The sequence below is a fragment of the Pseudocitrobacter faecalis genome, assembly GCF_965231525.1.
GTDB lineage: Bacteria > Pseudomonadota > Gammaproteobacteria > Enterobacterales > Enterobacteriaceae > Pseudocitrobacter > Pseudocitrobacter faecalis.
Window position 1 is genome coordinate 2,260,969 of record NZ_CBDDNJ010000002.1, and the last position, 23,172, is coordinate 2,284,140.

At 52.4% G+C, this 23,172-nt stretch carries 23 protein-coding genes and 1 other annotated feature; of the genes, 15 read left to right on the forward strand and 8 right to left on the reverse strand.

Annotated features, from left to right (window positions below; genetic code table 11):
* Nucleotides 1-115: 115 nt before the first annotated feature.
* The 3 genes from rluB to rnm all read right to left on the reverse strand — a co-directional run bounded on the left by rluB (nucleotide 116) and on the right by rnm (nucleotide 2,697).
* On the reverse strand, nucleotides 116-1,000 hold the full coding sequence (rluB, locus tag ACOXYR_RS11425) for a 23S rRNA pseudouridine(2605) synthase RluB (RefSeq protein WP_015964655.1): 885 nt from the start codon (nucleotides 998-1,000) through the stop codon (nucleotides 116-118).
* A 198-nt stretch (nucleotides 1,001-1,198) separates the two neighbouring features.
* Nucleotides 1,199-1,819 carry an L-threonylcarbamoyladenylate synthase gene (locus ACOXYR_RS11430; RefSeq protein WP_108475623.1) on the reverse strand — a complete coding sequence of 207 codons (621 nt, stop codon included), beginning with the start codon at nucleotides 1,817-1,819 and terminating at the stop codon, nucleotides 1,199-1,201.
* Nucleotides 1,816-2,697, reverse strand: a complete 882-nt coding sequence (rnm, locus tag ACOXYR_RS11435) for an RNase RNM (RefSeq protein WP_108475624.1) — start codon at nucleotides 2,695-2,697, stop codon at nucleotides 1,816-1,818. The genes ACOXYR_RS11430 and rnm overlap by 4 nt, the downstream gene beginning before the upstream one ends.
* Nucleotides 2,698-2,860: 163 nt before the next feature.
* Nucleotides 2,861-2,954: a sequence feature (Trp leader region), on the forward strand.
* Between the two features lie 34 nt (nucleotides 2,955-2,988).
* On the opposite strand from rnm, the gene ACOXYR_RS11440 reads away from it, so the two are divergent.
* From ACOXYR_RS11440 to trpA, 5 genes are read left to right on the forward strand one after another with little or no spacing between them, the layout of a single operon-like run.
* Nucleotides 2,989-4,551 (forward strand): anthranilate synthase component 1, encoded by a 1,563-nt coding sequence (locus ACOXYR_RS11440; RefSeq protein ID WP_421355186.1) that lies wholly within the window; start codon nucleotides 2,989-2,991, stop codon nucleotides 4,549-4,551.
* Complete coding sequence (trpD, locus tag ACOXYR_RS11445; RefSeq protein ID WP_015964659.1) at nucleotides 4,551-6,146, forward strand: bifunctional anthranilate synthase glutamate amidotransferase component TrpG/anthranilate phosphoribosyltransferase TrpD; 1,596 nt, start codon at nucleotides 4,551-4,553, stop codon at nucleotides 6,144-6,146. The genes ACOXYR_RS11440 and trpD overlap by 1 nt, the downstream gene beginning before the upstream one ends.
* Before the next feature lie 3 nt (nucleotides 6,147-6,149).
* Nucleotides 6,150-7,508 (forward strand): bifunctional indole-3-glycerol-phosphate synthase TrpC/phosphoribosylanthranilate isomerase TrpF, encoded by a 1,359-nt coding sequence (trpCF, locus tag ACOXYR_RS11450; RefSeq protein ID WP_350435427.1) that lies wholly within the window; start codon nucleotides 6,150-6,152, stop codon nucleotides 7,506-7,508.
* Nucleotides 7,509-7,526: 18 nt separating this feature from the next.
* Complete coding sequence (trpB, locus tag ACOXYR_RS11455) at nucleotides 7,527-8,720, forward strand: tryptophan synthase subunit beta (protein ID WP_108475627.1); 1,194 nt, start codon at nucleotides 7,527-7,529, stop codon at nucleotides 8,718-8,720.
* The gene (trpA, locus tag ACOXYR_RS11460; RefSeq protein WP_108475628.1) at nucleotides 8,720-9,529 is read left to right on the forward strand and encodes a tryptophan synthase subunit alpha; all 810 of its coding nucleotides are present in this window, start codon (nucleotides 8,720-8,722) and stop codon (nucleotides 9,527-9,529) included. Before trpB ends, trpA begins: the two co-directional genes overlap by 1 nt.
* Nucleotides 9,530-9,969: 440 nt before the next feature.
* Here the strand turns inward: trpA and ACOXYR_RS11465 are convergent, their stop codons facing one another.
* Nucleotides 9,970-10,866 carry a diguanylate cyclase gene (locus ACOXYR_RS11465; RefSeq protein ID WP_113858665.1) on the reverse strand — a complete coding sequence of 299 codons (897 nt, stop codon included), beginning with the start codon at nucleotides 10,864-10,866 and terminating at the stop codon, nucleotides 9,970-9,972.
* A gap of 551 nt (nucleotides 10,867-11,417) precedes the next feature.
* On the opposite strand from ACOXYR_RS11465, the gene ACOXYR_RS11470 reads away from it, so the two are divergent.
* Complete coding sequence (locus ACOXYR_RS11470) at nucleotides 11,418-11,576, forward strand: hypothetical protein (RefSeq protein WP_421355187.1); 159 nt, start codon at nucleotides 11,418-11,420, stop codon at nucleotides 11,574-11,576.
* Nucleotides 11,577-11,644: 68 nt separating this feature from the next.
* Here ACOXYR_RS11470 and ompW read toward each other — a convergent pair whose 3' ends face one another.
* Nucleotides 11,645-12,280 carry an outer membrane protein OmpW gene (ompW, locus tag ACOXYR_RS11475; RefSeq protein WP_108475630.1) on the reverse strand — a complete coding sequence of 212 codons (636 nt, stop codon included), beginning with the start codon at nucleotides 12,278-12,280 and terminating at the stop codon, nucleotides 11,645-11,647.
* A 276-nt stretch (nucleotides 12,281-12,556) separates the two neighbouring features.
* Between ompW and ACOXYR_RS11480 the strand changes: the two genes are divergently transcribed.
* The 3 genes from ACOXYR_RS11480 (at nucleotide 12,557) to ACOXYR_RS11490 (ending at nucleotide 14,445) form a co-directional block, all read left to right on the forward strand.
* Nucleotides 12,557-12,961: a YkgJ family cysteine cluster protein gene (locus ACOXYR_RS11480; RefSeq protein WP_421355188.1), complete on the forward strand. Its 405-nt coding sequence runs from the start codon at nucleotides 12,557-12,559 to the stop codon at nucleotides 12,959-12,961.
* Between the two features lie 148 nt (nucleotides 12,962-13,109).
* Complete coding sequence (locus tag ACOXYR_RS11485; protein ID WP_108475632.1) at nucleotides 13,110-13,853, forward strand: YciC family protein; 744 nt, start codon at nucleotides 13,110-13,112, stop codon at nucleotides 13,851-13,853.
* A gap of 55 nt (nucleotides 13,854-13,908) precedes the next feature.
* Complete coding sequence (locus ACOXYR_RS11490) at nucleotides 13,909-14,445, forward strand: septation protein A (protein WP_108475633.1); 537 nt, start codon at nucleotides 13,909-13,911, stop codon at nucleotides 14,443-14,445.
* A 255-nt stretch (nucleotides 14,446-14,700) separates the two neighbouring features.
* Here the strand turns inward: ACOXYR_RS11490 and uraH are convergent, their stop codons facing one another.
* Nucleotides 14,701-15,111, reverse strand: coding sequence for a hydroxyisourate hydrolase (gene uraH / locus ACOXYR_RS11495; protein WP_108475634.1), 411 nt, complete (start codon nucleotides 15,109-15,111; stop codon nucleotides 14,701-14,703).
* Between the two features lie 214 nt (nucleotides 15,112-15,325).
* Here uraH and yciA point away from each other — a divergent pair, with 214 nt between their 5' ends.
* Complete coding sequence (yciA, locus tag ACOXYR_RS11500; RefSeq protein WP_108475635.1) at nucleotides 15,326-15,724, forward strand: acyl-CoA thioester hydrolase YciA; 399 nt, start codon at nucleotides 15,326-15,328, stop codon at nucleotides 15,722-15,724.
* 36 nt (nucleotides 15,725-15,760) lie between these two features.
* Here the strand turns inward: yciA and ACOXYR_RS11505 are convergent, their stop codons facing one another.
* Entirely contained in the window at nucleotides 15,761-16,297 is a 537-nt protein-coding gene (locus ACOXYR_RS11505; RefSeq protein ID WP_108475636.1) for a YniB family protein, read from the reverse strand.
* Between the two features lie 145 nt (nucleotides 16,298-16,442).
* Here ACOXYR_RS11505 and hxpB point away from each other — a divergent pair, with 145 nt between their 5' ends.
* The 4 genes from hxpB to ACOXYR_RS11525 all read left to right on the forward strand — a co-directional run bounded on the left by hxpB (nucleotide 16,443) and on the right by ACOXYR_RS11525 (nucleotide 20,229).
* Entirely contained in the window at nucleotides 16,443-17,111 is a 669-nt protein-coding gene (gene hxpB / locus ACOXYR_RS11510; protein WP_421355189.1) for a hexitol phosphatase HxpB, read from the forward strand.
* Nucleotides 17,112-17,263: 152 nt separating this feature from the next.
* Entirely contained in the window at nucleotides 17,264-18,025 is a 762-nt protein-coding gene (kduD, locus tag ACOXYR_RS11515; RefSeq protein WP_421355190.1) for a 2-dehydro-3-deoxy-D-gluconate 5-dehydrogenase KduD, read from the forward strand.
* A gap of 90 nt (nucleotides 18,026-18,115) precedes the next feature.
* Complete coding sequence (locus tag ACOXYR_RS11520; RefSeq protein ID WP_108475639.1) at nucleotides 18,116-18,706, forward strand: metal-dependent hydrolase; 591 nt, start codon at nucleotides 18,116-18,118, stop codon at nucleotides 18,704-18,706.
* A 131-nt stretch (nucleotides 18,707-18,837) separates the two neighbouring features.
* Entirely contained in the window at nucleotides 18,838-20,229 is a 1,392-nt protein-coding gene (locus tag ACOXYR_RS11525) for an L-cystine transporter (protein ID WP_015964744.1), read from the forward strand.
* A 142-nt stretch (nucleotides 20,230-20,371) separates the two neighbouring features.
* Here the strand turns inward: ACOXYR_RS11525 and cedA are convergent, their stop codons facing one another.
* Nucleotides 20,372-20,626 (reverse strand): cell division activator CedA, encoded by a 255-nt coding sequence (cedA, locus tag ACOXYR_RS11530; protein WP_421355191.1) that lies wholly within the window; start codon nucleotides 20,624-20,626, stop codon nucleotides 20,372-20,374.
* Between the two features lie 249 nt (nucleotides 20,627-20,875).
* On the opposite strand from cedA, the gene katE reads away from it, so the two are divergent.
* A complete protein-coding gene (gene katE / locus ACOXYR_RS11535; RefSeq protein WP_421355192.1) occupies nucleotides 20,876-23,134 on the forward strand; it encodes a catalase HPII in 2,259 nt (752 codons plus the stop codon).
* Nucleotides 23,135-23,172: the final 38 nt, after the last annotated feature.

Below are 23,172 nucleotides of genomic sequence, written 5' to 3' on the forward strand. Positions count from 1 at the left end.
CTCCTTTTTTGACTATAAAACAATCAATTCGGCAGATTTTGTGAAGGTGGAATGTCAGGCACAAAAAAACCGGGCGAACATTGCTGTTTGCCCGGCTTGATAATCAGGAAGTTGATTAACCGTTGCTGCGGCTTCCCCCGCCACGGCGCGGGTTGCTCACCTGGCTATGGCGTTTCACCGCACGGCGAATCTGATTCGCCTTCATGCGGCGTCGGTCTTTCTCAACCGCCACTTTCGATGCGGTTTCAGGCGGCAGTTCAACCAGCTCACGCAGGTAGTTGGTCTGCGCCAGATCCAGTTCGGTATAGCCGCCGCGTGGCAGGCCTTTTGGCAATGGAATATCACCGTAGCGAACGCGGATCAAACGGCTCACCTGCACGCCAACGGCTTCCCAGAGACGACGCACTTCACGGTTGCGGCCTTCCGTCAGCGTCACGTTGTACCACTGGTTGATGCCTTCGCCACCGGTAAATTTGATGGTTTTAAACGCCGCCGGGCCATCTTCAAGCTGTACGCCGCGGGAGAGCTCACGGACTTTGCTGTCATCGATCTGGCCAAACACGCGGACAGCGTACTCACGCTCAACTTCGCGGCTTGGGTGCATCAGGCGGTTTGCCAGCTCACCGTCGGTGGTGAACAGCAGCAGACCGCAGGTGTTCACATCCAGACGACCAACGGCAATCCAGCGCGCACCACGCAGTTTTGGCAGACGATCGAATACGGTCGGGCGACCTTCCGGATCGTTACGTGTACAGAGTTCACCTTCCGGCTTGTAATAAGCCAGAACGCGACAAATTTGTTCTACGGATTCTTTAACGGAAATCAGATGGCCATCAATACGAATTTTGAGGCCCGGGATCACTTCAACGCGATCGCCCAGTTTAGCAATTTTGCCGTCGACGCTCACGCGCCCCGCTTCAATGATCGCTTCGATTTCACGACGGGAGCCGTGGCCAGCACGCGCCAGCACTTTTTGCAGTTTTTCGCTTTTATCGCTCATAGAGCTTCCTTCCGGTGTCGCCTTCACAGGCGTCTGGGTATACTTTCAAAAACAATGTGTTGAGTTCTATTAAACCCTAACTCATTGAAAGGTATCTTTTACACGTAAAATGGCGCACCACGTGCGCCATAACAATAATTCGTGGCCGCGTATCTTACATGAATTTCTGATGAAAAGATTCATCTGGTTTATTCACGCTCAGAGGAACGGCTTCACATCACCCACGCCTTCACGCAGTACCACCGGCGTGTCGTCAGTTAAATCAATCACCGTTGTCGGCTGTTGTCCCAGATAACCGCCATGGATAATTAAATCGACCACTTTTTCCAGACGATCTTTAATCTCTTCCGGATCGGATTCGGTAAATTCGCTGCCCGGCAACATCAGAGAGGTTGAGAGCATTGGCTCGCCTAATGCTTCAAGCAACGCCTGGGCGATAGGGTTAGACGGCACACGCATACCGATGGTTTTACGCTTTTCCTGCAACAGACGGCGCGGCACCTCTTTCGTCCCTTTGAGGATAAAGGTGTAATTGCCCGGCGTGTTGTTTTTCATCAGGCGAAACGCCACGTTATCGACGTAAGAATAGGTCGACAGTTCGGACAGGTCACGGCACATTAGCGTGAAGTTGTGACCATCTGGCAGATGACGAATACGGCAGATGCGCTCCATCGCGCCTTTATCTTCAATTTTGCAGCCCAGCGCGTAGCCGGAGTCGGTTGGGTAAACAATCACCCCACCTTTGCGCACGATTTCAACCGCCTGGTTAATCAGTCGCGCCTGCGGGTTATCCGGATGAATATAAAAAAACTGACTCATGCTTCCCTCTCAGTAGAATTCTGTGGCGTCTCGAAGCGTTGCCAGATGCCCTCTACCCCGGCGGGTAGCCACAGCTTACGGCCCAGTTCTATCCATGGGCAGGGCTGATGAAAATCAGAACCCTGCGAGGCCAGTAACGCATATTCACGGGCATAGGTTGCAAGCTGAGCGCGCTCGTGTGGCGCCTGCTGGCACTGCGCGACTTCCATCGCATCCCCCCCCTGTTCACTGAAGTGGGCCAGCAATCTTTTCAGCCACTTGGCCGACAGGTTGTAACGAGCCGGATGGGCCATTACCGCCACGCCGCCTGAATGATGAATGACATCAATAGCTTCCCTTATTGTACACCACTGTGGCGGAACGTATCCCGTTTTCCCACGTGCGAGATATTTTTTAAACACATCGCCAATGGTGTTCGCTTTTCCCTGCTCCACCAGGAAACGGGCGAAATGCCCGCGTGTTACCGCACCGCCGTCGGCCAGGCGCTGTGCGCCTTCCAGTGCGCCGGGAATGTGGGCTTTTTCCAGACGTTCGGCAATCAACGCCGCCCGTTGGTTTCGCCGCGCTTTTTGCTGATTCAGGAAGGCCGTTAACGCTGGATGGTGAATATCAATATTCAGGCCGACGATATGAATTTCGTGATTTTCCCACAGCGTCGAAATCTCAACGCCGGTGATTAAATTCAACGCCAGCCCGGCGCGCGCGATCTCCGCCTGCGCCAGCGGAATGCCATCGACAGTATCGTGATCGGTGATCGCCAGCGTACCTACGCGCATCTCTCCGGCGCGATGCACCAGCGCTTCCGGCGTTAGTCGGCCATCGGAGGCGGTGGTGTGGCTGTGAAGATCGTAAATCACTGCATATGTTGTGTCGCTCAAAACGGCTCCCGTTGGGCTAATATTCGTATAAGACGACGCATCATAACGTTTACTGAGTAATTTCTAAAATCAGGGGTTGACTTTGACTCATCGAACTAGTTAACTAGTACGCAAGTTCACTTAAGCAAGGTATCGGCAAATGAAGACGAAAATCAATGTACTGCAGGGTTGGTGGCGCACTCCCAAATAAGGGCAGTGTCATCACGTCTGCATTTTGCAAACAGATACCCGGCCCGCCACTGAGCGGGCTTTTTATTGAACACCTATTTTACAGAACAGGCGAAACAAACAATGCAAACACCAAAACCAGCGCTTGAGCTTCTGACCAGTGACGCGATTTATCGTGAAAACCCAACCGCGCTTTTTCACCAGCTATGCGGTGCACGCCCGGCGACATTGCTGCTGGAATCTGCGGATATCGATAGCAAAAACGATTTAAAAAGCCTGCTGCTGGTCGACAGTGCGCTGCGTATCACTGCGCTCGGTGACACTGTCACAATTCAGGCGCTGACCGATAACGGCGCGTCCCTGCTCCCGTTGCTGGATACGGCGCTGCCAGCGGGCGTTGACAACCAGCATCAAGCGAATGGCCGCGTACTGACCTTCCCGGCGGTCAGCCAGTTGCTGGATGAAGATGCACGTCTTTGCTCACTGTCCGTTTTTGACGCGTTTCGCCTGCTGCAAACGCTGGTGACGCTGCCAGAAGATGAACGCGATGCGATGTTCTTCGGCGGGCTGTTCGCTTATGACCTGGTCGCCGGTTTTGAAGACCTGCCATCGCTTGAAAGCGATACTTCCTGCCCGGACTACTGCTTCTACCTGGCGGAAACGCTGCTGGTCATTGACCACCAGACCAAAAACACGCGTATTCAGGCCAGCCTGTTCACGCCATCATTGAGTGAAAAAGACCGCTTGCTGCAACGCATTGAGCAACTGCGTCAGCAACTGAATGAGCCCCCTGCGGCTCTGCCAGTGGTAACCGTTGAACAGATGCGCTGCGAGACCAACCAAAGCGATGAAGAGTACGGTGATGTGGTGCGTAAAATGCAAAAAGCGATTCGCGCCGGGGAAATTTTCCAGGTGGTGCCATCTCGTCGCTTCTCACTGCCCTGCCCGTCGCCGCTGGCGGCGTATGATGTACTGAAAAAGAGCAACCCCAGCCCGTATATGTTCTTTATGCAGGATAACGATTTCACCCTGTTCGGCGCTTCACCGGAAAGCTCGCTGAAATATGAATCCAGCAGCCGCCAGATTGAGATCTACCCTATTGCCGGTACTCGCCCACGTGGTCGACGCGCAGACGGTTCTCTGGATCGTGACCTTGATAGCCGCATTGAACTTGAAATGCGCACCGACCATAAAGAACTGTCGGAGCATCTGATGCTGGTTGACCTGGCGCGTAATGACCTGGCGCGCATCTGTACGCCGGGTAGCCGCTATGTGGCAGACCTCACCAAGGTCGACCGCTACTCCTTCGTGATGCATCTGGTATCACGCGTCGTCGGTGAGTTACGTAAAGACCTTGATGTCCTGCACGCCTACCGTGCCTGCATGAACATGGGCACCCTGAGCGGCGCGCCGAAGGTTCGCGCGATGCAGCTTATTGCTGGCGCGGAAGGCAAACGTCGCGGCAGCTACGGCGGCGCGGTGGGCTACTTCACCGCTCACGGCGACCTGGACACCTGCATCGTCATCCGCTCTGCCTTCGTTGAAAACGGCGTCGCCACCGTTCAGGCTGGCGCAGGCGTAGTGCTGGATTCCGTTCCCCAGTCCGAAGCCGATGAAACACGTAATAAAGCACGCGCGGTATTGCGCGCTATCGCGACCGCACACCACGCACAGGAGATTTTCTGATGGCTGACATTCTGCTGCTCGATAATATCGACTCATTCACCTATAACCTCGCAGATCAGCTACGCGCCAACGGTCACAACGTCGTGATTTATCGCAACCACGTGCCTGCTCAAACGCTGATTGAGCGTCTGGGTACGATGAAAAACCCAGTGCTGATGCTCTCACCCGGCCCTGGCGCACCGTCCGAAGCCGGTTGCATGCCGGAACTGTTGACCCGCATGCGTGGCAAACTGCCCATTATCGGTATCTGTCTCGGTCATCAGGCGATTGTTGAAGCCTATGGCGGCTACGTTGGTCAGGCTGGCGAAATCCTGCACGGGAAAGCATCCAGCATTGAACACGACGGCCAGGCGATGTTTGCCGGGCTGAGCAACCCACTGCCGGTAGCCCGTTATCACTCGCTGGTAGGGAGCAATATTCCCGCGGGCTTAACCATCAACGCGCACTTTAACGGCATGGTGATGGCGGTTCGTCACGATGCGGATCGCGTATGTGGTTTCCAGTTCCACCCGGAATCGATTCTGACCACTCAGGGCGCACGCCTGCTGGAACAAACCCTGGCATGGGCGCTGCAAAAACTGGAGCAGACCAACACTTTGCAACCGATTCTGGAAAAACTGTATCAGGCACAAACCCTGACACAGCAGGAAAGCCACCAACTCTTCTCCGCCGTGGTTCGCGGTGAAGTGAAGCCGGAGCAATTGGCCGCCGCGCTCGTTAGCATGAAAATTCGCGGTGAGAGCCCGATTGAAATCGCCGGGGCGGCCACCGCATTACTGGAAAACGCCGCACCGTTCCCGCGCCCGGACTACCCGTTTGCTGATATCGTCGGTACCGGCGGCGATGGCAGCAACAGCATCAACATTTCGACCGCCAGCGCCTTTGTCGCTGCGGCCTGTGGATTGAAGGTGGCGAAACACGGTAACCGCAGTGTATCCAGCAAATCTGGTTCATCGGACTTACTGGCGGCATTCGGCATCAATCTGGATATGAATGCGGATAAATCGCGTAAAGCGCTGGATGAACTGGGCGTCTGTTTCCTGTTCGCGCCGAAATACCACACCGGGTTCCGCTACGCGATGCCGGTACGTCAGCAACTGAAAACGCGCACCCTGTTTAATGTGCTGGGGCCGCTGATTAACCCGGCGCATCCACCGCTGGCGCTGATTGGCGTCTACAGTCCGGAGCTGGTACTGCCAATTGCTGAAACCCTGCGGGTGCTCGGTTATCAACGCGCCGCCGTCGTCCACAGCGGTGGCATGGATGAAGTGTCCCTGCATGCGCCAACCGTGGTGGCCGAGCTGAATCAGGGCGAAATCAAAAGCTATCAGCTCACCGCCGCTGACTTTGGTCTCAAGCCTTATCATCAGGAAGAGCTGGCAGGCGGCACGCCGGAAGAAAACCGTGACATTCTGACGCGCTTGTTACAAGGTAAAGGTGAGACAGCGCATGAGTCCGCCGTCGCTGCCAACGTCGCCATGTTAATGCGCCTTTATGGCCATGAAGATTTAAAAGCCAACGCACAAAAAGTACTGGATGTTCTGCGCAGCGGTGCAGCCTATGATTGCGTCACCGCATTAGCGGCAAGAGGGTAAAAAATGCAGACCGTATTAGCAAAAATCGTAGCCGATAAAGCGATTTGGGTAGAAGCCCGTAAACAACAACAACCGTTAGCCACGTTCCAGAATGATGTTCAGCCTACGCAACGTAGTTTCTACGATGCGCTGCGCGGTACACGCACCGCGTTTATTCTGGAGTGTAAAAAAGCCTCCCCGTCGAAAGGTGTCATCCGTGATGATTTCGACCCGGCGCGTATTGCAGGTGTCTACAAGCATTATGCTTCCGCAATTTCCGTATTAACGGATGAGAAATATTTCCAGGGTAACTTTGAGTTTTTACCTATCGTCAGCAAAATCGCGCACCAGCCGATTCTGTGTAAGGACTTTATTATCGATCCTTATCAGATTTACCTGGCGCGCTTTTACCAGGCCGATGCCTGTCTGCTGATGCTCTCGGTTCTTGATGATGAACAATATCGCCAGCTCGCCGCCGTCGCCCACAGCCTGAAAATGGGCGTGCTGACGGAAGTGAGTAATGAAGAAGAACTGGAACGTGCGATAGCGTTGGGCGCAAAGGTGGTGGGGATTAACAACCGCGATCTGCGCGATCTCTCCATCGACCTGAATCGCACCCGTCAGTTAGCGCCGCGATTGGGCCATGACGTTACGGTGATCAGCGAATCGGGGATTAACACCTATGCCCAGGTGCGCGAGTTAAGCCACTTTGCTAATGGCTTCCTGATTGGCTCGGCGCTGATGTCGCACGACGATCTGAATGCGGCAGTCCGCCGCGTGCTGCTGGGCGAAAACAAAGTTTGCGGCCTGACTCGTCCTCAGGATGCACAGGCCGCATATGAAGCCGGGGCCATTTATGGCGGGCTGATTTTTGTGGCGACGTCTCCTCGCTCGGTAACCCCTGAACAGGCTCGTGACGTCATCGCTGCCGCACCGCTTGGCTACGTCGGCGTCTTCCGCAACGCTCCCGTTCACGACGTAGTCGCACGCGCAAACGAACTGTCGCTCACTGCCGTTCAACTCCACGGCGATGAAGATCAGGCGTATATCGACGCCCTGCGCAGTCAACTGCCAACGGCAGTACAAATCTGGAAAGCCCTCAGCGTAGGCGAAACCCTGCCCGCCCGTCATCTCCATCACGTAGATAAATACGTGTTTGATAACGGCCAGGGCGGTACAGGACAACGTTTCGACTGGACGCTGTTGCAGGGTCACGATCTCAGCAACGTGATTCTGGCAGGTGGATTAGGCGCAGATAACTGCGTAGAAGCGGCCAAAAGCGGCTGCGCCGGGCTGGATTTCAATTCAGGTGTAGAGTCGCAACCGGGTATAAAAGATGCCAGCAAACTGGCCTCGGTTTTCCAGACACTGCGCGCATATTAAGGTATGAAAGGAGCAACAATGAGCACGTTACTTAACCCCTATTTCGGCGAGTTTGGCGGAATGTACGTTCCGCAAATCCTGATGCCTGCGCTGCGTCAACTGGAAGAAGCCTTCGTCAGCGCACAAAAAGATCCACAATTTCAGGCGGAATTTACCGACCTGCTGAAAAACTACGCCGGTCGTCCGACCGCGCTGACCAAATGCCGTAACTTAACTGCGGGTACCAAAACCACGCTGTATCTGAAACGAGAAGATCTGCTGCACGGCGGCGCGCACAAAACCAACCAGGTACTGGGCCAGGCATTGCTGGCTAAGCGCATGGGCAAAACCGAAATCATCGCCGAGACCGGCGCGGGCCAACATGGTGTTGCATCGGCGCTCGCCTGTGCCCTGCTGGGCCTGAAGTGCCGTATCTATATGGGTGCGAAAGATATTGAACGCCAGTCACCGAACGTCTTTCGTATGCGGTTGATGGGCGCGGAAGTGATTGCGGTACACAGTGGTTCAGCCACACTGAAAGATGCCTGTAACGAAGCGCTGCGCGACTGGTCTGGCAGCTACGAAACCGCGCACTATATGCTGGGTACGGCAGCAGGCCCCCACCCGTTCCCGACCATCGTACGCGAGTTCCAGCGTATGATTGGCGAAGAAACCAAAGTTCAGGTGCTGGAAAAAGAAGGTCGTCTGCCGGACGCCGTTATCGCCTGTGTGGGCGGCGGCTCCAACGCCATCGGGATGTTTGCCGATTTTATTACTGAAACCAGCGTCGGTTTGATTGGCGTTGAGCCTGCAGGTCACGGCATTGAAACCGGCGAACACGGCGCACCGCTGAAACATGGTCGCGTTGGCATCTACTTCGGTATGAAATCGCCGATGATGCAGACCGATGAGGGGCAGATTGAAGAATCTTACTCCATCTCTGCGGGCCTCGATTTCCCGTCCGTCGGGCCACAGCATGCGTATCTGAACAGCATTGGCCGTGCGGAGTATGTCTCTATCACCGATAACGAAGCGCTTGATGCCTTTAAAGAACTCAGCCGCCACGAAGGGATTATCCCGGCGCTGGAATCATCACACGCTCTTGCACACGCGCTGAAAATGATGCGTGAAAATCCGGATAAAGAGCAGCTTCTGGTGGTTAACCTGTCCGGCCGCGGCGACAAAGACATCTTCACCGTACACGATATTCTGAAAGCTCGAGGGGAAATCTAATGGAACGTTATGACAACCTGTTTGCAGAACTGACGGCCCGCAAGGAAGGCGCATTTGTCCCCTTTGTCACCCTCGGCGATCCGAACCCGGAGCAGTCGTTAAAAATTATCGACGCGCTGATTGAAGGCGGCGCAGACGCACTGGAACTGGGGATTCCTTTCTCCGACCCGCTGGCGGATGGCCCGACCATTCAGAGCGCGACGCTACGTGCTTTCGCCTCGAACGTCACGCCGACGCAGTGCTTTGAGATGCTGGCGGCGATCCGCCAAAAACATCCGACCATGCCTATCGGCCTGCTGATGTATGCGAACCTGGTATTTAACCGCGGTATTGATGAGTTTTACGCTGAATGCGCGCGCGTGGGGGTCGATTCAGTCCTGGTCGCTGATGTGCCGGTGGAAGAGTCTGCCCCGTTCCGCCAGGCGGCAATGCGCCATAACGTGGCACCTATCTTCATCTGCCCGCCGAACGCCGACGACGAACTGTTGCGTCAGATTGCTTCACATGGCCGCGGCTATACCTATCTGCTTTCCCGGGCGGGCGTAACGGGAGTGGACAGCCGTGCAGCACTGCCGTTGCATCATCTCGTTGAGAAACTGGCGGAGTACCATGCCGCCCCTCCGTTACAGGGCTTTGGTATTTCCACGCCAGAGCAGGTGCATGCCTCAATTGAAGCAGGGGCAGCAGGCGCGATTTCTGGCTCTGCCACAGTGAAAATTATCGAGAAGAATCTTGATAAGCCCGACGTTATGCTGGCCGAGTTGAAAGCTTTTGCACAGGCAATGAAAGCGGCAACGCGCCAGGCGTAGTACTCTGTAGACCGGGCAAGCGTAGCGCCCCCGGCAAGATACAGGCATATTTATTAATGAAGTTATCAATAAACTAAAGCTGCCAACAGGCAGCTTCAGATCGCCGACAAAGTGCGCTTTGTTCTTGCCGGATGCGGCGTAAACGCCTTATCCGGCCTACAAAATATTCCAAATTCAAGATATTGCAGAAACCTTGTAGGCCTGATAAGCGTAGCGCATCAGGCAATGTTGCGTCTGTCATCAGTTTAAAGCTGCCAACAGGCAGCTTTTTCTTCTGGATGCGAAAAAAAAGCGATTAACACAAACTGTGGGGTTGATATCTTAGATGAGAACCATTATCTTTCTCATCAACGAATAGTTGAGCAAATCACTCAGGTATTCGTTACGACATTGCTCACATTGCTTCCAGTATTACTTGCCCGCCTTCCGGCGGGCTTTTTTTATTCAATCACCCGCTCTATCGAGCCCTGTTCATTGATATACATGCAGCGATTCCTGCCTGACTGCTTACCCACGTACATCGCACCGTCGGCACGTTCAAGCACAATGCGCAGTAATTCCCCCGGGATCGCCCGAGTTAAGCCTGAGGTGACCGTAACCGGAATATCATATTGCCCAACTTTGATTTGATGATGTTCAATCGCCCGGGTAATGCGCAGGCCAGCCGCCATCGCTTCTGACTCATCCTTGGCCTTCAGGATCACGATAAACTCTTCGCCGCCAAATCGGTACACTGGCTCGTAATTGCGCGTGCAACTCTGCAATTTCTGCGCAAAGGCGCGCAATACCTCATCGCCAATAATATGTCCGTAGGTATCATTAATGCGTTTAAAATGATCGATATCCAGAATCATCACGTAGAGTTCACCATTGCTGCGATCCATTACCTGGCTTTCAAATGATTCATCCAGGATTCTTCTTAACGGCAGACTGGTTAATGCATCATAACTTATACGTAGCTGTAACAAATGTGTCTGATAAACGGTAATGGCCGCGACAAATTCCTGTAGTGCATGTTCAAAATCGTTAAATAATGTCTCTTGTATATTATCTTGTAAAACTGAATCGACTAATTGACGACAAACCTCATGCACCCGAATATGTTTATCATTAATGGTTAATAAAAAACCTTTATCTTCAGTATCAGTTACCAGATATTGATTCAACCAGCCACCAAATTGGCAACAATTATGTGCTTCGAGGCTGGTAATGTCATTCACGCTATCATCACGTTTTGCAATAAGACGGAACGCCTGCACCAACCAGCGATAGTGCCCCCCGACAGAACGATTTAACCCCGTAAGGAGCGCATCTATCTCTTTTAACTTCCTGTTCATCTGGCCTCCGACATTAACGTTAAGCGAATGATGTGAAACATTAACAATAATAAATTAAATCTCTGTCAAGAAAGACAAAAATTAGCATCAAACGCTAAATGTTTAATTAACATTTAAGGAAAGCTTTCCCTAAATACAATACATTCTAATTAATAAGTCTTACTAATACTCTTGCAATACCAGGAAAATTACAACAATACTGGCCGAGAATAAATGAAGATTTTCTGATTAGGAAGCCTTTCTACAACAAAAATCTAAAATTAAACGCTTACTTATCGATGGTTCTTCGCCCGGCAACGTGTTTTACCTTCCTTACGGATGCACGGTTACTGAGTCTCTCATACGTTGCCGCCCTACCCGGCTGCGCAGAGAGGCCTGCAAACCCGCTGGGTTGACGGCGAAAGTTATGGCTATTTTCACAAATCAGGCCTTCATTCTGACAGGGTATCATCATTGAATTAGCTGCAATGCATTAGGACTGATATTGCCTGCCGAGAGTTATTCAATTATTGTAAATTCGTTTAATATTTAATAAGAATAAGGATGTTCTTATGTGTACGAATTATATTGTAATTGCCGCCGCCGCCGTGACCAGCTTAATTCTTGAGATGGACATTGATGTCCCCGCTATTGTCCTATGGTTTGATCCGTGGCTGGACGCGCTGCGAGAATGGGCCAGATATAACACGCTGTTTATGCTGCAGGAATGAGGGTGAAGAGATTGTCAGGATGCGGAGTTCAGCCAGGGCTGGTCGCAAAAGACCAGCCCTGCAATCCGTTAGAATCGATAACCTGCTGAGAACATAAACACCCATGGATCGAGACGGGTACTGACGCTTTGACGCTCGCCGTTATGTTTAAATTTCACGTTGGTGTCGATATCCATATACCAGACGGACATGTTTACCAGCCAGTCACGGTTGATTAAATAGTCCATCCCCACCTGCCCGGCGGCCCCCCAGGAATCATCCAGACTAAGGTCTGACAGCCCGGCCTCTTTACCCGTTTTGTTAAAATCGTTATCAAAGAACGTAGTGTAGTTGATACCTGCACCAATGTACGGACGCAGTTTGCTGCTGGAATCACCAAAGTACCATTGTGCCATCAAGGTTGGTGGTAAGTGGTGAACGGTGGCGATATCCCCCGTTGGGCCAGTACCTACTTTGTGGCGGAACGGCGTTGCCGCCAGCAGTTCAATACCGATGTTCTCGGTTGCCATATAGGTAAATGTCAGGCCTAACTGTGTGTTATTGCTAACATTAAATCCGCCGAGAGCGCCAAGAACGTTATCCGAGCCCTCTGATGGACGCACCGTTGCGGAACCTGCACGAATGAAAAATTCGCCTGCGTCATGGGCCCATGCGCCACCAGAAAGCGTAGAAAGTGCTAAAGCTGCCACTGCTAATTTTTTCATACCCACTCCTTTTTTAGGGGTTTTATTAGTCATGGCAAATATACCTACAAATAGTTAATCAGGTAGCAACACAGATCACACCAAATGTTAAATTTTAACATTTGTTGATCTGGATTAATTTTTGCTTACTTTGTTGAGATGATGAATACGCATCCATATCAATTTCAGCGGTATTTTTCTGAAACAAAATTGTCCGGATCCCCACTTGCTCTCTTTCAAACCTCTGGATAACGTAGACACGACAATTTCTGTTGATGCGTTTTTTTCAGGTGTGCTATGAGCGATTTGAATCCGTGCATGACGTGCGGGGCCTGTTGTGCGTATTTCCGTGTCTCCTTTTACTGGGCTGAAGCCAACGATGGCGGCGGCCAGCTTCCTGCGCAGCTTACTGAGCCCCTCACCCCTTTTTTACGTTGTATGAAGGGTACCAACAGCAAACATCCGCGCTGCACTGCCCTTGAAGGCGAAATTGGCGGCAAGGTCAGCTGTTCTGTGTACCACGAACGCCCCACTCCCTGCCGCGAATTTGCCATGTCCGGTGATAATGGTATGGAGAACGACGCCTGTAATCGCGCCCGGGCACACTACGGCTTACCTCCTCTTTACAAAGATATGCTTTTCCATACGAGTCTTGAGGCTGCAACGAGTGTATTAACTGCGGTACAATCAGCGGCTAATTAACACCTTTACGCAAAATCTTTCACGCTGCATCAAGGCAGTTAACGAGCGAGCCCGATGAGCTACCCAGCTATGAGATTCGGGCGAGTAAGCGCAGCCTACTTAGAGGCAGCCTGAAGGGTGACGCGGATGCAATACTCAAGGAGAGTGCATGTCTATCACGGCGCAGTCCGTATACCGTGACACGGGTAATTTTTTCCGTAATCAGTTTTTAACCATTTTGCTGATTGCGCTGCTGTGCGCATTTATCACCGTGGTGATTGGTCACGCCTTTACACCCAGCGATGAACAGCTTGCTCTCTTGCGCCAGGGTGACAATCTCACCGGAAGCGTCGGCCTGTTTGATCTGGTCCAAAACATGACACCGGAGCAGCAACAGATTCTGCTGCGTGCTTCAGCGGCATCAACGTTTTCCGGGCTGATTGGCAACGCCATTCTGGCCGGCGGCGTCATGCTGATGATTCAACTGGTTTCTGCCGGTCACCGCGTCAGCGCACTGCGTGCTATTGGTGCAAGTGCGCCTGTCCTGCCTAAACTGTTTATATTGATCTTCCTCACTACGTTTATGGTACAAATGGGCGTGATGTTGATCGTCGTGCCGGGCGTATTGCTGGCCATTGTGCTGGCTTTCGCACCTGTCATGTTAGTGCAGGATAAAATGGGCATCTTCGTGTCGATGCGTAGCAGTATGAAACTGGCGTGGGCCAATATGCGCCTGGTGGCGCCGGCGGTCATTGGCTGGTTGCTGGCGAAAACGCTGTTACTGGTGTTCGCACCGAACTTCGCCGTGTTGACGCCAAACGTAGGCGCGGTAGTGGTGAATACGCTCAGCAACCTTATCTCTGCCGTGTTGCTGATTTATTTATTCCGCTTGTATATGCTTATTCGCAACTAATTTTTCCTGCGGGCCCGACGGTCGTTGGGCCGCAACTGGAGTACGGAATCGAAGTATGAAGCAGTTTCTGGATTTTTTACCGCTGGTCGTCTTCTTCGCCTTTTATAAGATTTACGACATCTATGCCGCAACCTCAGCGCTGATCGTTGCAACCGCTATCGTGTTGATCTACAGCTGGGTGCGCTACCGCAAAGTTGAAAAGATGGCGCTTATCACCTTTGTGCTGGTCGCGGTCTTCGGCGGTTTAACGCTCTTCTTCCACAACGATGAATTTATCAAGTGGAAAGTCACCGTGATTTACGCGTTGTTCGCTGGTGCGCTGTTGGTGAGCCAGTGGGTGATGAAAAAACCGTTGATTCAACGCATGCTGGGTAAGGAACTGACACTGCCCGCCTCAGTGTGGGCCAATCTGAATATCGCCTGGGCCGTGTTCTTTATTCTGTGCGGCCTCGCTAATATCTACATTGCGTTCTGGCTGCCGCAAAACATTTGGGTCAATTTCAAGGTCTTTGGCCTGACGGCGATGACGCTGTTGTTCACCGTACTGAGCGGCGTTTACATCTACCGGCATATGCCGCAGGAAGAAAAGTAAACCGCCATCGCAGGCAAATCAAAAGGCACACAACTCACAGTGTGCCTTTTTTATTACCAGGGGGAGTGCGGAATTCTGTTCAGCTACGCAGCACGCCTATTTCAATAAGCGCCTGGGCTGTCAGCAGAATAAACATAATAGCGACGAGTGGAGTGTACATTTTGCGTCTCCCATCCGAGCCATCATCTTAATTATAGTGTGTCTTTGTCCAGTTTTCTTAGAGAAAACTGGTTAATTCCGCCCCGCCATGCATTATCAGCTCCCTTTATAGGTCGAATACCCGTACTGACTCAGTAACAGAGGGACATGTAACTTTTCATTCGTTTTCGTCACCGTAAACAGCACCGGAATTTCCGGGAAGAACGAGGACAACTTCTCTGCCTTAAAGTACTCGCCCGTTTTAAACGTCACGCGATAAACACCGGGCTGCATATCCTCTTTTTCAGGATAGAGCGACTTAATGCGCCCATCGTTATCCGTTTTCTGAGTCGCCAGCATTACCCATCCCGAGGGTTGCTGTTTTTCCAGCGTCACGTCGACATCTTTAGACGGAACACCGGTTTGCTGATTCAGAATATGGACGCTGAGCGTACCGACAGGGGCCGCGTAAGCAATCGGCGCCGCGATGAGGGTGCTCAGTAAAACCAGCCCTGATATTTTCTTCATTGTCTTCATCCTTTTATTGAAATGTCAGCGAAAGCTTAGCCCGATTTATGTTTTAAAATATTCAACTTTTTGTGATATTTCTGTTTCTGGGATAAGCGCTTAATTGGCTGTTTTTTCTCCCGTAAGCCCCGTATGACGCGCGTTTGACTATTCTCGATGCCCATTTCGTAGTAGCATCCCGCCCGACGTCTTTTGAATAAGCACAGGGATTATAATGACACTGAAAAATGACGCCCCGCAGGGTGAACTGGTTTTACGCACGCTCGCCATGCCAGCGGATACCAACGCCAATGGAGACATCTTTGGTGGCTGGTTAATGTCACAAATGGATATTGGCGGCGCGATTCTGGCAAAAGAGATTGCTCATGGCCGGGTCGTCACCGTGCGCGTAGATGGCATGACCTTTCTGCGTCCGGTTGCCGTGGGCGATGTTGTCTGCTGCTATGCGCGCTGTGTTAAAAAAGGCAATACGTCGATTACGGTGAATATTGAAGTGTGGGTGAAAAAAGTCTCATCTGAGCCGATTGGTCAGCGTTACAAAGCGACTGAAGCGCTGTTTATTTACGTAGCGGTTGATCCATCCGGCAAACCGCGCGCGATCCCTGCCAACTAATACGACGCCCGGCCATTCACCGGGCGACATAAACGATCAGAGAAAACCGAGGACTTTAAAGAAGAAATAACCGATCACGATCACCACAATCGGCAGGATATAGAGCGGAAAAATTTGCAGGAAAATGGTGTTATGCGGCACCTTAATTTTCGCTTCCAGCGCCTCGCGCGTCATCCCATCTTCGCCCTTCGCTTTTTCCAGGATCATTTGATCGTTAACGCCTTCGCGCAGAAACTTCGCCTGACGGCTCATCCGTGCGCCAGAGTCCTGCAAGGCCAACGCGATGAACACCAGGGCAAAAATCACCCAGAACATCACGTTCAGCCCCTGCTGGAAGTTTGGCGTCGGTGAGTTATACCAGAAGAAGTTCAAAAACGGCGTATTGAAACGCATCATTTCGATCATCACGTGCGCAAAATCCATCATCACCGCATCGATGCCCGGCTGCTTTTCACTGTGATCGTACATAAATTTCAGTACCGAGATCAGCGTTGAAATGAGCGCAGGAATGAAAATCACCCAGCCTAGAATACGTTTCAGAATCGCGATGCGTCCCGCTTGTTGATACGTCATGGGTTCCCCTTGTTCAGACGTCTTTTTGTCAGGCTATATCCTATCAGTCTACCTGCTGGCAGCCATTTTTCCCGACTTTACGCGCGATATGATATACCATATTAAACGGCATTCATCGCCTAAGTTACTCAACAGAGAGGTTGTTATGTCCGCAGAGCGCCAGATACTCGCCGCTATTTTTGATATGGATGGATTACTGATCGATTCCGAGCCGTTGTGGGATCGTGCTGAACTGGAGGTCATCGCGAGCCTTGGCGTTGATATTAACCGCCGTAACGAGCTGCCAGACACTCTGGGTCTGCGCATCGATATGGTGGTGGATCTGTGGTTTGCCCAGCAGCCCTGGAACGGGCCGAGCCGTGAAGAGGTCACGGCGCGTATTATCGAACGTGCCATTAGTCTGGTAGAGGAAACTCGCCCGCTGCTGCCCGGCGTGCGCGAAGCCGTCGTCCTGTGCAAAGCAAACGGTCTGAAAGTTGGCCTCGCATCGGCTTCGCCGCTGCATATGCTGGAAAAAGTGCTGACCATGTTTGAGCTGCGCGATCAGTTCGATGCGCTGGCATCAGCGGAAAAACTGCCCTACAGCAAGCCGCATCCGCAGGTTTATCTGGACTGTGCTGCGAAACTGGGCGTCGACCCGCTCACCTGCGTGGCGCTGGAAGATTCCGTAAACGGCATGATCGCCAGTAAAGCCGCGCGTATGCGCTCTATCGTAGTGCCTGCGGAAGAAGGACAACACGATCCTCGCTTTGTGCTGGCTAACGTGAAACTGCACTCCTTAGCCGACTTGACGCTGAGCGATCTTCGCGGTTAACCCCTTCGCGGGCAACACCTGGTTGTCCGCAAATCCAACGCCCGTCATATTATTGAAACAACGTTTCATTTTAGTTTGTTTTTTTTATCACGCCCTTCTATGCTTGTCGTGAAGATCAGCCATAACGACAATAACCGCATACAGAGGTCACTATGATACTGAACGCCTTCAACCTGAACGGCAAAGTTGCGCTTGTCACCGGGTGCGATACCGGTTTGGGACAAGGAATGGCTTTGGGGCTTGCAGAAGCGGGCTGCGACATCATCAGCGTTAGCCGCAAAATACCGGAAGAAACATCCGCCAAAGTACAGGCTCTTGGGCGGCGGTTCACCGCTATTCAGGCTGACCTCAGTCGTCAGGAGGCGATTACGGATATTGTGGCAAAGGCCGTCGCGGCGATGGGCCGTATTGATATTCTGGTAAACAACGCCGGTACCATCCGCCGGGAAGAGGCCCTGTCATTTAGCGAGAAAAACTGGGACGACGTGATTAACCTGAATCTGAAGTCGGTATTTTTCCTCTCTCAGGCGGTGGCAAAACAGTTTATACATCAGGGCGGCGGCGGGAAAATTATTAATATTGCCTCGATGCTCTCTTTTCAGGGCGGGATCCGCGTACCCTCTTATACTGCGTCTAAAAGCGGTGTGCTGGGGATTACACGCCTGCTGGCGAACGAATGGGCGCAGTACAACATCAACGTCAACGCTATCGCCCCCGGTTATATGGCGACCAATAATACGCAGCAACTGCGTGACGACGCCGAACGCAGCAAAGAAATTCTCGACCGTATCCCCGCCGGACGCTGGGGTTCACCGGAAGATTTAAAAGGCCCGGCGGTATTTCTCGCATCGTCCGCGTCTGACTATATCAACGGCTATACGCTGGCAGTGGATGGCGGCTGGCTGGCGCGTTAATTTTTTAACAAAGAGTTACACCGTAACCTCTTCCGCCTACTGTATAAAAACCCTATACTGTATGAATTGACAGTTTTATCGGGTTTTATCATGACGGCGGAAGGCCACCTGCTCTTTTCCATCGCCTGTGCGGTATTTGCAAAAAATGCCGAGCTGACGCCTGTGCTGGCGCAAGGCGACTGGTGGCATATTGTGCCGTCAGCGGTGCTAACCTGCCTGCTACCGGATATCGACCACCCGAAATCGTTCCTCGGCCAGCGGCTAAGCTGGCTGTCGAAACCCGTGGCCCGCGCATTTGGTCATCGCGGCTTCACCCATAGCCTGCTGGCCGTTTTTGCCCTGCTCACGGTTTTCTATCTAAAAGTGCCAGAGAGTTGGTTTGTTCCCGCCGACGCGCTTCAGGGAATGGTGCTGGGCTATCTCAGCCATATCCTTGCCGATATGCTTACCCCGGCAGGTGTGCCGCTGTTATGGCCCTGTCGCTGGCGTTTTCGTCTGCCGATTCTGGCACCGCAAAAAGGCAATCAGCTGGAGCGTTTTCTGTGCATGGCGTTGTTCGCCTACGCGGTCTGGATGCCGCAGTCATTACCGGAAAACAGCGCCGTACGCTGGTCTTCGGGAATGATTAATTCTCTGCAAATGACCTTCAATCGCTTTATAAATCACCAGATCGAACAATAACTACACAAAACTATCACTTTTGTCATAATCCATTCCATTTGGATATAAGCGACGATTGTCACTTCTGTTACCCTTTTCACATCTGACCAGCCCGGTGAGGCTGGCTATATAATGAAATCAGGAGAACGGGGATGAACTTTCCATTAATCGCGAACGTTATCGTGTTCGCGGCACTGCTGTTGCTGCTGGCGCAAACGCGTCACAAACAGTGGAGTCTGGCAAAAAAAGTACTGGTCGGTCTGGTGATGGGGGTCGTGTTTGGCCTCGCGTTACAGTTTATTTATGGTTCCGACAGCCAGATTCTTAAAGATTCTATTCAGTGGTTCAATGTCGTCGGTAACGGCTACGTGCAACTGCTGCAAATGATCGTAATGCCGCTGGTTTTCGCCTCGATTCTGAGCGCGGTAGCCCGTCTGCACAATGCGTCACAACTGGGTAAAATCAGCTTCCTGACAATTGGCACCCTGCTGTTCACTACGCTGATTGCCGCACTGGTCGGCGTACTGGTCACCAACCTGTTTGGCCTGACGGCAGAAGGTCTGGTGCAGGGTACTGCGGAAACCGCACGCCTTGATGCCATCCACAGCAACTATGCTGGAAAGGTTGCTGACCTGAATGTGCCGCAGTTATTGCTCTCCTTCGTACCCAAAAATCCGTTTGCCGATCTGACCGGCGCGAACCCAACCTCTATCATCAGCATCGTTATCTTCGCCGCTTTCCTGGGCGTGGCTGCGTTAAAACTGTTAAAAGATGATGAGCCAAAAGGCCTGCGCGTCATTGCGGCAATCGACACGCTGCAAAGCTGGGTGATGAAACTGGTTCGTCTGGTCATGCAACTGACTCCGTATGGCGTACTGGCGCTGATGACCAAAGTCGTGGCGGGTTCTAACCTGCAGGACATCATCAAACTCGGCAGCTTCGTGGTGGCTTCTTACATCGGTCTGGCAATCATGTTCGCCGTACACGGCCTGCTGCTGGGCGTAAACGGTGTCAGCCCGCTGAAATACTTCCGTAAAGTGTGGCCGGTTATCACCTTCGCTTTCACCAGCCGTTCCAGCGCCGCGTCGATTCCGCTAAACGTGGAAGCACAAACGCGCCGTCTGGGTGTACCGGAATCTATCGCCAGCTTCTCCGCCTCTTTCGGCGCGACGATCGGTCAGAACGGCTGTGCGGGTCTGTATCCGGCAATGCTCGCCGTTATGGTGGCGCCAACCGTGGGCATCAACCCACTCGATCCGCTGTGGATTGCTACTCTGGTTGGCATTGTCACCGTGAGTTCTGCGGGCGTAGCAGGTGTCGGCGGCGGTGCAACCTTCGCGGCGCTGATTGTTCTGCCAGCGATGGGCTTGCCGGTGACGCTGGTCGCGTTGCTGATTTCCGTTGAACCGCTGATCGATATGGGCCGTACCGCTCTGAACGTCAGTGGCTCCATGACTGCAGGCACCCTGACCAGCCAATGGCTGCGCCAAACCGATAAAGAGATTCTGAACAGTGAGGATGATGCGGAACTGGCGCATCGTTAATACTGTTGGTGTGATAAAAAACGCGCAGCCTGTCTGCGCGTTTTTTGTTTTATAACGTCAAAATTTCGCCAAAAAGGCCAATGCCTGCCAGGAACGTATGCGCGTTTATCCGACGATGAGCCTTATCAAAAGTGGCACTCATTTACTCCGAGACTTCATTTTCCTGACGAATCTGGTTGGCCCAGCGTTGTGCAGACTCCGGCACCGTAAACGCCGGCGAGCGTTGAAACGACTCCCCCATTAGCACAAAAGCGACATACTTCCCGCGAAGGATCCATACGTCACGAAACGCATCCATTTTGATCGCATGTTCAGGCGGCGCAGGCTCAACACGAGGCACATAGCTGATAACCTTACGATTTTGTTGGCGAAGAGGTTTCATAATGGGTTGATTCACTAAAGACCAATTTAAAAAACGAAAACGGTAATATTAGCCGATTTTACCTCGCGAAGTCCTGTCCTGTGTGTGCGATTTACCGATTCTGATTGCAGGCACCCCTCATTCACGGCTGGCATACCGGGCCGACGCAAATGTTACATAGTCCTAAAGTCGTCCTTTAAGCGGTAAGGGCTGGCGATTGTTCTATAGTTAGAAGGGCTTGCCGCAAAATCGGCCAATTTTCAGTAATGAAAACAGGAGATGAGCATGTCGGATCAACACAATAAATCAAAAACCCATCAATCACCGGTTCACGATTCCAGAGAGTCAAAACCCGGTCTGGATTCCCTGGCGCCTGAGGACGGTTCATGGCGGCCTACGCCAAAACCTACCGCTCCCGGCGAAGAGCCTACCGCGCCAGGGAGCCTTAAAGCGCCTAACACCAGCAATGAGAAATTAAAAGCGCTTGATGAGCAGCGTAAAGGCGGCGAAAACTTCCCGCTGACAACCAACCAGGGCGTCCGTATTGCCGATGACCAGAATTCTTTGCGTGCCGGTAGCCGTGGCCCTACGCTGCTGGAAGATTTTATTCTGCGTGAGAAAATCACCCACTTTGACCATGAACGCATTCCTGAACGCATCGTGCATGCACGTGGCTCTGCGGCGCACGGCTATTTTCAGCCATATAAGAGCCTGAGTGATGTCACGAAAGCGGACTTCCTCTCCTCAAAGGAGAAAATCACGCCTGTTTTCGTGCGTTTCTCAACCGTTCAAGGTGGCGCGGGTTCCGCTGACACTGTGCGCGATATTCGTGGCTTTGCCACCAAGTTCTATACTGATGAGGGCATTTTTGACCTGGTCGGCAATAACACGCCTATCTTCTTTATTCAGGATGCGCTGAAATTTCCCGATTTCGTGCATGCCGTGAAACCCGAACCCCATTGCGCAATACCGCAGGGGCAAAGCGCGCATGATACCTTCTGGGACTATGTCTCGCTGCAACCGGAAACGTTGCACAACGTATTCTGGGCGATGTCCGACCGCGGGATCCCGCGCAGTTATCGCACCATGGAAGGCTTTGGTATTCATACTTTCCGCTTAATCAATGCCGAAGGTAAAGCGACGTTTGTTCGTTTTCACTGGAAGCCGGTTGCCGGTAAGGCGTCTCTGGTGTGGGATGAATCACAAAAGCTCACCGGACGCGATCCCGACTTCCACCGTCGCGACCTGTGGGAAGCCATTGAAGCCGGTGATTATCCTGAGTATGAACTGGGCTTGCAGCTTATCCCGGAAGAGGATGAATTTAAGTTCGATTTCGATCTGCTCGACCCCACCAAGCTGATTCCCGAGGAGCTGGTGCCGGTGCAACTCGTCGGCAAAATGATGCTTAACCGCAACCCGGACAACTTCTTCGCCGAAAATGAGCAGGCCGCGTTCCACCCAGGGCATATTGTTCCCGGCCTGGATTTCAGTAACGATCCCCTGCTTCAGGGACGCCTGTTCTCTTACACCGATACGCAGATAAGCCGTCTGGGTGGGCCTAATTTCCACGAAATCCCGATCAATCGCCCAACCTGCCCGTATCACAATTTCCAGCGCGATGGCATGCATCGCCAGGATATCGATAGCAACCCGGCCAACTACGAACCCAATTCCATTAATGATAACTGGCCGCGTGAAACGCCGCCTGCACCGAAACGGGGTGGTTTTGAATCATACCAGGAACGCGTTGATGGGCATAAAGTGCGTGAACGTAGCCCGTCCTTTGCTGAATATTACGCTCAGCCGCGACTCTTCTGGAACAGTCAGACGCCGATTGAGCAACAGCATATTATCGATGCCTTCAGTTTTGAACTCAGCAAAGTCGCACGCGAGTGGATCCGTGAACGGGTCGTCGATCAACTTGTCAGCGTCGATATTCGCCTGGCACAGGCCGTTGCAGAAAATTTAGGTATTACTCTCAATGACGAGCAGCAAAATCGTCAACCGCCTGCGGATGTAAATGGGCTGGATAAAGATCCCACTCTCAGCTTATATGCTATCCCCAGCGGTGGCGTAAAAGGACGTGTGGTGGCCGTTCTGCTTAATCAAAACACGGCATCCGCTGATGTGCTGACCCTGCTTCAGGGCCTTAAAGCACAAGGCGTGCATGCCAAACTGCTCTACTCGCGTATGGGGGAAGTGACCGCCGATGATGGTTCAGAACTGCCTATCGCCGGAACGTTCGCGGGTTCTCCTTCGCTCACGGTGGATGCGGTGGTGGTGCCGGGCGGCGATCTTAGCGATCTGCTGAAAAGTGGCGACGCGCAATACTACCTACTGGAAGCCTACAAACATCTTAAGCCAATCCTGCTGGCGGGCGATGCGCGCCAGTTTAAAGGCCTGCTGAATGTCGATAGCCAGGGTGAAGAAGGTATTGTCGAAGGCGATGCTATCGCTAAATCAACCGTGGAAGATTTGCTCAGCCTGATCGCGGCGCATCGCGTTTGGTCTCGAGCAGGTAAAACGGCGGCGATACCGGCCTAAAAAAAAGCCCGGTGACGGATAACCGGGCGAAAAGCACA